Source organism: Pedobacter sp. ASV1-7, from assembly GCF_040203335.1.
Lineage (GTDB): Bacteria > Bacteroidota > Bacteroidia > Sphingobacteriales > Sphingobacteriaceae > Pedobacter.
Genome location: NZ_JBEHBV010000003.1, coordinates 96,280 through 108,460, shown reverse-complemented (window position 1 = coordinate 108,460; position 12,181 = coordinate 96,280). Strand labels below are relative to the sequence as shown.

9 protein-coding genes are annotated in these 12,181 nt (G+C 38.3%); all 9 read left to right on the top strand.

Annotated elements, in window-relative coordinates; genetic code table 11:
• The first annotated feature begins 3 nt into the window (after positions 1–3).
• Complete coding sequence (locus tag ABDJ41_RS08430; RefSeq protein ID WP_349785488.1) at positions 4–927, top strand: dihydrodipicolinate synthase family protein; 924 nt, start codon at positions 4–6, stop codon at positions 925–927.
• 19 nt (positions 928–946) lie between these two features.
• Entirely contained in the window at positions 947–2,116 is a 1,170-nt protein-coding gene (locus tag ABDJ41_RS08425; protein WP_349785487.1) for a galactose oxidase, read from the top strand.
• 44 nt (positions 2,117–2,160) lie between these two features.
• Positions 2,161–3,402: an MFS transporter gene (locus tag ABDJ41_RS08420; RefSeq protein WP_349785486.1), complete on the top strand. Its 1,242-nt coding sequence runs from the start codon at positions 2,161–2,163 to the stop codon at positions 3,400–3,402.
• Positions 3,403–3,423: 21 nt separating this feature from the next.
• A complete protein-coding gene (locus tag ABDJ41_RS08415; RefSeq protein WP_349785485.1) occupies positions 3,424–4,989 on the top strand; it encodes an exo-alpha-sialidase in 1,566 nt (521 codons plus the stop codon).
• Between the two features lie 27 nt (positions 4,990–5,016).
• The gene (locus ABDJ41_RS08410) at positions 5,017–7,089 is read left to right on the top strand and encodes a GDSL-type esterase/lipase family protein (protein WP_349785484.1); all 2,073 of its coding nucleotides are present in this window, start codon (positions 5,017–5,019) and stop codon (positions 7,087–7,089) included.
• 11 nt (positions 7,090–7,100) lie between these two features.
• Entirely contained in the window at positions 7,101–8,318 is a 1,218-nt protein-coding gene (locus ABDJ41_RS08405) for an AGE family epimerase/isomerase (RefSeq protein ID WP_349785483.1), read from the top strand.
• Positions 8,319–8,321: 3 nt separating this feature from the next.
• Positions 8,322–10,310: a family 20 glycosylhydrolase gene (locus ABDJ41_RS08400; RefSeq protein ID WP_349785482.1), complete on the top strand. Its 1,989-nt coding sequence runs from the start codon at positions 8,322–8,324 to the stop codon at positions 10,308–10,310.
• Between the two features lie 25 nt (positions 10,311–10,335).
• Positions 10,336–10,914 (top strand): RNA polymerase sigma factor, encoded by a 579-nt coding sequence (locus ABDJ41_RS08395; protein WP_349785480.1) that lies wholly within the window; start codon positions 10,336–10,338, stop codon positions 10,912–10,914.
• A 65-nt stretch (positions 10,915–10,979) separates the two neighbouring features.
• Complete coding sequence (locus ABDJ41_RS08390) at positions 10,980–12,140, top strand: FecR domain-containing protein (RefSeq protein WP_349785479.1); 1,161 nt, start codon at positions 10,980–10,982, stop codon at positions 12,138–12,140.
• Positions 12,141–12,181 lie beyond the last annotated feature (41 nt).

Sequence of the window (12,181 nt, the reverse complement as noted above, 5' to 3'; positions counted from 1 at the left end):
AAAATGATAGTTTCAAAACTAGAAGGCTTAATAGCCGCCCCATTTACACCAATGGATGAGAATGGGGAATTAAATTTATCTTTAATACCTAAGTATTATAATTTCTTAAAATCAAATCGCGTTACGGGCGCATTTATTTGTGGATCTACCGGAGAAGGTGTATCTATGACCAATCAGGAAAAGAAAGAAGTGGCAGCTAAATGGGCAGAATGTACCGATGATGATGATGATTTTAAGGTAATGATGCTTTTAGGAGGCACAAGTATTGCCGATTGTAAAGATCTGGCATTATATGCAAGTCAGATCGGACTATATGCCATTTCCTTTACTTCACCATTTTATTTTAAACCGGCAAATGCAGAAGTGCTGGGCCAGATTTGTGAAGAGATTGCAAGTGTAGTTCCTGAAATGCCTTTTTATTATTACCATATTCCTGTATTAACGGGTGGTAATTATGCAATGATCGACCTATTACATGCTGTTGATGGTAAAATTCCAAACTTTGCGGGTATCAAATATACCCATGAAGATTTTATGGATTTTCAAAGTTGCATGAGCTTTAAAGATGGTAAATACGACATGTTATGGGGACGTGACGAAAACATGTTATCTGCTTTAGTATTGGGTGCAAAAGGAGCTGTTGGTAGTACTTTTAATTATGCAGCCCCTCTTTATTATGATTTAATTGATGCGTTTAATGCTAATGATCTGGTAAAAGCTCGCGAATTGCAACAAAAAGCAATTGATATGATCCGGTTGTTAGGGAAATATGGTGGTATTTCTGTAGGCAAAGCTTACATGAAATTGATTAACTTAAACTGCGGTGAATTTAGATTACCAGTTAAAAATATGAATGAAACTCAATCAGTGCTGTTTAAAAAGGATGTTGAAGCCCTGGGCTTTGATCACTTTAAATCAGTCGGCTAGATTGGTTAAATTTTAAAAAATGTACAAATACATCTTCCTATCCTTATATATCATGTTAATTACTGAATCTGCTTTTGCGCAAAAAGCAAAGCTACCAAGTGTGGAATGGACGCTTGCGGCTGAACTAAAAGATAGCGATGGAAATCGCTCCCTGGGTTTTGCCGGAGCTATTAATGCAATCGATAATGATGTGCTTATTGTGGCGGGAGGTGCAAATTTCCCTGACAAAATGCCTTGGGACGGTGGTAAGAAGCATTATGCCAACGAGATTCATGTACTGCAAAAAACTACTGAGGGACATTTTTGGAATAAGGTTGTAAAAACTAAACTGCCGGAACCTATCGGTTATTGTGGTTATACATCAACACCACAGGGGATTGTTTATGCTGGTGGTGAAAATAATAATGGTTTTTCAAACCGGGTCTATCTATTAAACTGGGATGATGCTAGTGAAGATGTTATTATAAAACAATTGCCAAATCTGCCTGTCGCTATAACCAATATTGCCTTAACTAATATTGGTCATATCATATATGCAGTTGGAGGTGATTTACAAAATAAGTCTTCAAATGCATTTTTAAGCCTTGACCTTTCCAAAGAAAACGCAAAATGGGAAAATATGCCCAATCTTCCTGTTGCATTAGCTAATACCGTAGTAGTGGTTCAGCAATACAACCATGGGAAGGGTATTTATATGATAGGGGGGAGAGCTAAAACTTCATCGGGAATCAGTAACCTGCATCACAGCACTTTTGTTTTTGATTTTGAAAAGCAAAAATGGAGAGATGCTGCACCAATAAGTGATGGCAAAAATGTAACTAACTTTTCTGCAGGAGCAGGTGTTGGTATAGGAGATCATTTTATCCTGATTACGGGTGGAGATGATGGAAAGATTTTCAATAAAATAGAGAACTACCTTTCGCAAATTGCCAAAAGCAGTAATGATGAACTTAAAAGAAAGCTCACAAAAGAGAAGAATGAACTAAATATTAATCATAAAGGGTTTTACCGGGGGATGTTGTTATACAATACCTTAACCAATACCTGGACTAAGATTGGCGACTTGCCTTTTCTTGCTCAGGTTACCACAAAAGCCACATTGTGGGATGGGAAGATTGTTCTTTCTAATGGAGAAGTAAAACCAGGTATACGAACGCCAAACGTAATGTTAGGTACTATAAAACAATAATATCTAAAACTAAAAACTAAGCAATTTTTTTAGACCAAAATGAGATGAAAGATACAAGTAGATATGCCTGGGTTGTTGTAGGATTACTTTGGGTTGTTGCATTACTGAATTATATGGACAGGCAAATGTTGTCAACCATGAAACCAGCTATGCAACTGGATATTGCCGAATTGCAATCGGCCACTAACTTTGGTTACCTGATGGCTATTTTCCTGTGGATATATGGGTTTATGAGTCCTGTATCTGGGATTATTGCCGATAAGTTCAATAGAAAATGGTTAATCGTAGGTAGTTTGTTTGTATGGTCGGCCGTTACTTATATGATGGGTTATGCAGAGACTTTCAACCAGATTTATTGGTTACGTGCATTAATGGGTGTTAGTGAGGCTTTATATATTCCTGCAGCATTATCCTTGATTGCTGATTTCCATTCTCCAAAAACAAGGTCTCTTGCTATAGGTATCCATATGACGGGTTTATATATGGGACAAGCGCTTGGTGGTTTTGGAGCTACCATTGCTGCTGAATATTCCTGGCAATCCACTTTTCATTATTTTGGAATAGTTGGTATTTTCTATGCTTTTGTACTGGTATTTTTCCTAAGAGAGGCAAAAATATCAGGAGAACATGTAACAACTGATCAGATAAAGGTGAAGCCATCTCTGTTTAAAGGATTGGGATTACTTTTTACCAATATCTCATTTTGGATTATCCTGTTTTATTTCGCTGTTCCAAGCTTACCAGGATGGGCTGCTAAAAATTGGTTACCAACACTTTTTGCACAGAACTTAAATATTCCAATGGCTACAGCTGGCCCATTATCTACTATAACTATTGCTGTTTCATCTTTTATTGGTGTTATAACCGGGGGGATTTTATCAGACAGATGGGTACAGAAAAATCTGAAAGGTAGGATATACACCAGTGCAATAGGTTTGGGATTAACTATTCCTTCATTGTTATTGCTTGGTTTCGGGCATACACTTTTCCATGTTGTAGGTGCTGCGGTGTGTTTTGGGGTTGGATTTGGAATGTTTGATGCCAATAATATGCCTATCCTATGTCAGTTTGTCTCGGCTAAATACCGTGCAACAGCTTACGGGCTTATGAATATGGTTGGCGTATTCTCTGGAGCTTACATTACCGATTTATTAGGGAAATCAACCGATGCCGGCCATTTGGGTAAAGATTTCGCCATGCTAGCCGGTATTGTATTGGTTGCTTTGCTTGTACAGCTTTATTTCTTGAAGCCGAAAAATAATGACTTCGCTGATGCCAGCGCTTAAATAATTTTAAAATATATTCTAATGAAGACACATCACATATTCAATTGCTTTTTGCTCCTCGCTATATTAAGTTTATCAGCTTGTGCTGATAAAGTTTATAATGGAACGGGTAAGGATGCCATCACAATTATTGCTAAGCCAACGGTAAATCCGATTTTTAAACGTATGGAAACCAATCCGTATTTACGCTTTGAGCTTGTTATTCCAGAAGGGAAGGAGATCAATTATCGTCAATTGAAAGGTACAATTGCTGCTGATGGATGGAAAGCTATTGCAAAACTGGAACTTTACCTTGGTAATGATCAGGAAGATATTTCCAAAAGCACCTTAGTAGGTAGTACAGCAACGATTTCAAGTAAATTTGTTATCCCTTTTACAACTGCATTGACGGCTGGAAAACACAATTTATGGTTAAGCGTTACGCTAAAAGATGATGCAGATATTGATCATAAACTAACCATCAAAGCAGATCAGATGAATGATGGAACTGGCTTGGCTTATAAAGTAACTCAAAATGAGGTAACATCACGTTACCTTGGAATTGCATTGCGTAAACCTATGGATGAAGGTGTACATACGTACCGTATCCCAGGGATCATCACCACCGATAAAGGAACCCTGATTTCAGTTTATGATATCCGTTACGATAATGATGTAGATCTTCCAGGAAATATAGATGTGGGCATGAGCAGAAGTACAGATGGTGGTAAAACCTGGGAGGGAATGAAAAATATTATGGATATGGGTGGTCCATTAGATAATAGTGGTGCCGGTGATCCATCTATACTTTTTGATCCGGTTACTAAAACTATATGGGTTTCGGCTTTATGGAGTAAAGGGGATAAATCTATTAAAGGATCAGGACCTGGTTTAACACCCGATGAAACGGGACAGTTCATTGTATGTAGCAGTACTGATGATGGTTTAACCTGGAGTAAGCCGTATAGTATCACTTCACAAGTGAAAAATCCAGAATGGCGTTTATTTTTCCCTGGCCCGGGTAATGGAATTGCAATGGCCGATGGAAAAATTGTTTTCCCTGCCCAATACTGGGATGCAGTAAAAATGCCATACTCAACTTTAGTTTATAGCGACGATCATGGCAAAACATGGAAATCTGGTGTGGGAGCTAAATCAAACACAACCGAAAGTCAGCTTGTAGAAACTACCCCAGGAACATTGATGTTGAATATGAGAGATAACAGGGGCAAGTTCAGAAGCGTAGCAACTACGACTGATATGGGGCAAACCTGGACGGAACATGCTACTTCTTACAGTGCTTTACCTGATCCGGTATGTATGGCAAGTTTCATTAAAGCAGATGTAAATGTTAAGGGAGCAAAGAAAGATGTGTTATTCTTTAGTAACCTGAATACTTCAAAATCACCAAGAGCGCATACGACCATTAAGGCTAGTTTAGATTTGGGTGAAAGTTGGCAGCCAGCAAACCTTTTATACCTTGATGAGCGTAAATCCTATGGATACTCGGCCCTTACCAAAATAGATGACCAAACCCTGGGTATTTTATATGAAGGAATAAGAAGTATGCTATTTGTGAAAATCCCTGTCAAAGATATCATTAAGTGATAAAACAGGATCTCAACAATTCATAAAATGCTTAAAAATTTAAGTCTGATATTCCTGATCGTTTTGATGCAGGCTATGGCTACAGCGCAAACTGTAAAAGTAGCTTGTATTGGAAATTCAGTAACTTTTGGTGCTGGTTTGAAAAACCCTGCTACGGAAGCCTATCCTGCAGTATTGCAAAAGTTGATGAGAAATGGATATGAGGTGAAAAACTTTGGTTTGAGTGGTGCTACACTGTTAAAAAAAGGGCATAGGCCATATTTTAAAACCAAGGAATTTGATGCAGCAATGGATTTTAAAGCAGATATTGCTATCGTACACCTGGGCTTAAATGATACAGATCCTCGCAACTGGCCGGATTATAAAGATGATTTTGAACCTGATTATGCCTGGCTGCTGGATACCCTAAAAAAACAAAACCCTAAGGTTAAACTTTACATATGTAAGCTTACGCCTGTATTTAACGGCCACCCTAGGTTTAAGTCGGGGACCAGGGATTGGTATTGGCAAATTCAACAAAGCATTCCAGTAATCGCAAAAGCAAATCAGGCACAGATTATTGACTTAAATAAGCCGCTACACAACAGACCAGATCTTTTTGCCGATAATCTTCATCCCGATAAAGAGGGGGCAGCTATTATCGCTCAAACTGTATATGAAAAATTAAGTGGCAATTATGGTGGGTTAAAACTCTCTGCAATATTTACTGATCACATGGTGATGCAGCGTATTAAGCCTATTCCTGTATATGGTACAGCAAATGCGTATCAAGATATCGAGGTTGTTTTCAATCATAAAAAGCTTAGAACAATTTCAGATGCTGATGGACAATGGAAAGTGTCTTTCCCTGCAATGACACACGGCGGTCCCTATCTGCTAAAGGTAAGTTCTGATAATGTTAGTCTTGAAATAAAAGATATTTTAGTGGGTGATGTATGGTTATGTTCCGGGCAATCTAATATGGCTTTCCCTTTAAAAGCTGCAGCAACAGGAAAGGCAGAACTTGCTAATTTAAAAATCAACCCTCAGTTACGATTGCTGAAATATAATCCGATAGCAGAAACTAATAATGTTGCCTGGGATACTACAACACTTGAAAAGATCAATCAGCTTAAATACTTTAAAGGCGAATGGAAAACAACAAATACAGCTTCAGCCGCAGATTTTTCTGCAGTAGCCTATTATTTTGGGAAAAAGATCGCAGTTGATGAAGCTGTTCCTGTAGGATTAATAGAAGTTGCTGTCGGTGGTTCGATCATTGAATCATGGATAGATCGTTACACCATGGAACATGATGAGCAATTGGTTGATGTGCTTACAGATTGGCGTAAATCCGACTTCATACAGGAATGGGCCAGAGGTCGTGCAGACGTAAATTTAAAAAAAGCAGCTAAGGTAAAACAGCGTCACCCTTATGAGCCTGCTTACAATTATGAGGCTGGTATTGCACAGCTAACTAATTTTCCTATTAAAGGTGTCCTATGGTATCAGGGTGAAAGCAATGCTCAAAATGTGGAGCAATATGAACATTCTTTTCCTGTCTTAGTTAATAGCTGGAGAGCGAAATGGGGATATAATTTTCCTTTTTATTTTGTACAGCTTTCTAGTATAGACAGGCCATCATGGCCATATTTTAGAGATGCGCAACGCAAACTTCAGTTAAGTATTCCAAATTCAGGTATGGCAGTAAGTTCAGATCTGGGCGATTCTCTTGATGTTCATCCAACAAGAAAGAAAGAGGTTGGCGAGCGACTCGCCTTACTGGCGTTAAAAAATACTTACAATAAGTCTATACGCGCATCTGGGCCCGTGGCATTGAGTGCTAAAAAACAGCAAAACGAAGTGTTGATTTCATTTACAGACTGCGACAAGTTGTTAACGGCTGATAAATTACCCCTTACAGGCTTTGAACTGGTAACAGAAAAAGGACAGCACATCATTCCTGTAAAGGCAATGATTGTGAATAAACAAATACGATTAAGCATACCTAACGGACAGCATATTAAAAAAGTAGATTATGCATGGAAACCATTTACCCGTGCAAATTTAACTAATGAAGCAGGCTTACCAGCTTCTACATTTTCAATTATAGTCAATTAAAAATATTCAAAATGAGCTATACATCACAGGATTTAGAACAACTTAAGGCTTATTACAGCCATCAGTTATTAAATGATACAGTGCCTTTTTGGTTTCCAAGGTCAATTGATCAGGAATATGGTGGTTACTTATTGATGCGGGATCAGGATGGAACCCTGATTGATGATGATAAGGCGGTTTGGATACAAGGACGTGCAGCCTGGCTGTTATCAACTTTGTATAATACAGTTGAGCAGAAACAAGAATGGCTGGATGCTGCAAAATCTGGAATAGATTTTTTAAACAAGTACTGTTTTGATACAGATGGACAGATGTTTTTCCATGTTACCCGTGATGGCAGACCTATTCGTAAACGTCGTTATTATTTTTCCGAAACCTTTGCTGTGATTGCTAATGCGGCTTATGCACAAGCAAGTGGAGATGAAGCTGCTGCAGAACGGGCTCGTTATTTGTTTGGAAAGTGTATCGAATATTCGACTACACCTGGTATTTTACCAGGTAAATTCACAGATACAAGACCTGCAAAAGGAATTGGAGTGCCCATGATCATGATGAATACAGCTCAGCAGTTAAGAGAAACTATTGGAGATCCGCGGTGTGATGAATGGATCGACAAATGGATCAATGAAATCGAAACCTATTTTGTAAAGGATGACATCCGTTGCGTAATGGAGCAGGTTGCTCCTGATGGTGGTATTATTGACCATATTGATGGCAGAACATTAAATCCAGGCCATGCTATTGAAGGTGCCTGGTTTATTCTTCATGAAGCAAAATATAGAAATAATGATCCCAGATTGATTAAGTTGGGTTGTAAAATGCTTGATTATATGTGGGAACGTGGATGGGATAAAGAGCATGGAGGTATCATGTATTTTAAAGATGTGTACAATAAACCAGTGCAGGAATATTGGCAGGATATGAAGTTCTGGTGGCCACATAATGAGGTGATTATAGCTACATTATTGGCCTACACCATTACCGGGGATGAAAAATATGCTGAATGGCACAAGATGGTACATGATTATTCTTATCAGCACTTCCATGATGCAGCAAATGGTGAATGGTTCGGTTATCTGCATAGAGATGGGAGTTTAGCACAAACCGCTAAAGGAAATATGTTCAAAGGTCCGTTTCACTTGCCAAGACAGGAGTGGTATTGCATGACTTTATTAAATGAATTTTTAAATCAACCTGTTGCTGAACTAGCAACCATAAAGGTGCATTAAGAAATGATTAAAAAGAAAATTATCTTTCTTGTAAGCTGTCTTGGTGTTTTAATGATGACCATCAATACAGTAAAAGCACAGTCTCCTGTAAAGTCGCAGGCCAGTCTGATCCCTATGCCACAGAAGATGACGGTTAAAGCCGGTCTTTTTAATCTTAAAAACTGTAAGGTCATCGTTGTAGACAATAATCTTTTTTTCAAAGAGGCTTTACAGTTGCAAAAATACCTTAAAAGTATAGGCATACATGCGCTCATTAAGAACAGTGTTTCCGCTTATAAAACTGGTTTGATTGTCCTTAAACAAGCCGAGATTAAAACTGTAAAATCTACAAAGGAAGCTTATAGCTTAGCCGTAACACCTGGAAACATAGTGGTTACTGCTTCAGGTGGGGCCGGGATTTTTTACGGATTGGAAACTTTAAAACAACTTGTTCGCAAAGATAAACAAATACCAGTATGCGAAATTACTGATTGGCCTGCATTCAATTGGAGGGGGTATATGATTGATGCTGGAAGAAATTTTGTGCCAATGGAATTGATCAAACAGCAGATCGATATGATGGCAAAATACAAATTGAACGTATTTCATTTTCATTTTACAGAAGATATTGCCTGGCGACTAGAGAGTAAATTGTACCCGCAACTTACCGACCCGGAAACTATGCTGCGTAATAAGGGAGAATATTACACAGAAAAAGACTTAAAAGAGTTGATCAGCTATTGTAAAGACAGGCATATTTTGCTGATACCTGAAATAGATATGCCAGGGCATAGCGCAGCTTTTAAAAGGGCTATGAAAACGGATATGCAAAGTGATAGCGGCCTCGCTATAGTAAAAAATATCATCACAGAATTTTGCAATACCTACGATTTACCTTATCTGCATATAGGCGCAGATGAAGTGAAAATTACCAATCAAAACTTTTTGCCAGAAGTAACAGCATTAATAGAGAAACTAGGTAAAAAGGTAATCGGTTGGGAACCTGGAGGTAATTTTACTGAAAGTACCATCAGGCAGTTATGGATGGAGGGAGCGACTAAAGTAAGCAATAATAAAAATATCAAATACATCGATTCCAGACATCTTTACATCAATCATATGGATCCTTTGGAAAGTGTGGTAACGATATTTAACAGACAGATCTGTAATCTTGATAAAGGCAATGACGCGGCACTAGGTGCAATCATGTGTGCCTGGCCAGACAGACGGGTGAATAGTCCGCATGATGTAATGATCCAGAATCCTGTTTACCCTGCAATACTTGCTTTTGCAGAAAGGAGCTGGAGGGGTGGTGGTACCCCTGGCTGGACTGCCGATATCGGAGCACCAGGAACAATTGCTGCAAAGACTTTTGCCGAATTTGAAAATCGTTTAATGGCACATAAAGCATTGTACTTTGCCAAATTTCCTTTCCCTTATGTTAGACAATCTGATGTGCATTGGAAACTTTTCGGGCCATTTAAAAACGAAGGTGATTTAAGTAAAACTTTCCCGCCACAAAACAGGAATTTTAATATTCAGACAGCACCGGCAAACTTAAATGCAGTCGGCGGTACTTTAATATTAAGACATTGGTGGACACCATTGGTAAAGGGTATTTTGGATGATCCGCAGGAGAATACTACCTGGTATGCAGCACGAATAATATGGAGTGATAAAGATGAAGCCAGAAATTTCTGGATTGGCTTCAACAATATTTCGCGCTCATACGCATCAGATTCACCTGAAAAGGGTGCCTGGGACAATAGGGCTAGTCAGGTTTATGTAAATGACCAGCTTGTTTCGCCTCCATTATGGAAACAAGCAGGAGCTAAAGGAGATATGGAACTTCCTTTAGTCGACGAAGGTTACGAATACAGGGAGCCGACAAAGATTTATCTGAAGAAAGGATGGAATAAGGTATTGATTAAGTTACCAGTAGCATCATTGAAGGGTAAAGATTGGAAAAACCCTCAGAAGTGGATGTTCACTTTTGTAGAGGCGGGGATTTAATCGTAATTTTGCCATTGATTATACGATGGTTTCATTAAGCGAACATTCTGAAAATGAACTTGCAGGTTTGTTAAAAACCGGAAGTGAGGCCGCATTCAGTGAAATCTATAATCGTTACTGGGATAAACTCTATGTTGTGGCCAGGAAACGTCTGGACAATGCATTTGATGGTGAAGAAATCGTCCAGGAAATCTTTTGTAATCTATGGCGCAAACGAGAAACATTTCAACTTGATAAAGGATTCAATAATTATTTCTCAGTAGCTGTAAAGTTTGAAGTTATCAACAGGCTTCAGAAAAGGGAACGTCTGCAAAATCTTGAAAAGAACTTAAGTTTTCAGCTCACAGAATTTGACGATACTACTGCTAAACAAGTTGATTTTAATGAGCTTAAAGCACAAATTGAATTAACGGTTAAGCAGTTGCCGGAAAAATGTCAGATTGTATTTCGTTTAAAACATGAGGAAGGATTGTCGCAAAAGCAGATCGCAGACCAATTGAATGTATCTGAAAAAACAGTGGAGGCACATCTTTCTAAGGCCCGTAAAACCATTAAGGATCAGTTTGGTAATGCAGGAATTTTATTCTTTTTAATGTTTTTATAAAAATAATTCATTTCTCACTAAGGGATTTATCGATTCTGATTGGCTATATATAAAAGTAGCCTTTCATGAATGCAAAAAAAGACAATCATCGTTTATCTGAACTTGCCCAGAAATGGAAAGACGGAACCATTACAGCTCAGGAGCAAACTGAGTTTAATGAATGGTACGATTCTTTTGATGATACATCGCTGGATGAAGTCTCCACTGAAACAGTTGCCGAACTAAAACATCGTTTATATACCAATGTGGTCAATCATGAGGGTATCCCATTGGCAAAACCCCTAAAGTCAGTTAAGCAATGGTATAAGATTGCTGTGGCGGCAGCGGTACTTGTTGTATTATCAACGGGGATCTATTTGATCAACGCTTCCAACAATAAGAAAAGTGTAAACAGTCAGCTGGTTAAAGAAGATGTGAAGCCGGGAGGAAACAGAGCTTTGTTAACGCTGGCAGACGGAACTACAATATTGATTGATGATGTTGCAGAAGGTAAACTTGCTGAACAAAGTGGGGTTGTCATCAATAAAACAAAGGACGGACAATTGGTGTATGAGTTTAAAGATGCTAATATCCAAAATGAAGGGTTGGGTACGCAATTTAATACCATCTCTACACCTAAAGGCGGTCAATATCAGGTTAATTTACCAGATGGTACCCGGGTTTGGCTAAATGCAGCTACGTCAATTAAGTTCCCTGTAACATTTACTGGTCTTAAGGAAAGAAAGGTGGAGTTAAATGGGGAAGCTTATTTTGAAGTTCATAAAGACAAGCTTAAACCTTTTAAAGTAACCTCTGATCGTCAGGAAGTAAAGGTTTTGGGAACTCATTTCAATATCAATACCTATAAAAATGAAAGCAGCAGTAAAACGACTTTATTAGAAGGCTCGGTGCAATTACATTCTTCTGTTGCCGCAGATTTGATGCTGAAACCTGGTGAACAGTCTGTTTTAAAGGGGAATGCAGTAGATGTGAATAAAGTAAATACAGAAGAGGTGATTGCCTGGAAAAATGGAAACTTTCTGTTTAACGATGAGAGTCTGACGAGCATTTTAAGACAGCTCGAACGTTGGTATGATGTAGGCGTTGATTATTCGCATGTGCCTGATACACGTTATAATGGCTATATATCCAGGAATGTAAATCTATCCAATGTATTAAAAATGTTGGAAGTTACAGGGAACCTAAAGTTTAAAATAGAAGGAAAAGTAATAAAAGTATATAAATAGAAACCAATTCATATCATATGTAACAACTATACAAAAAGAGA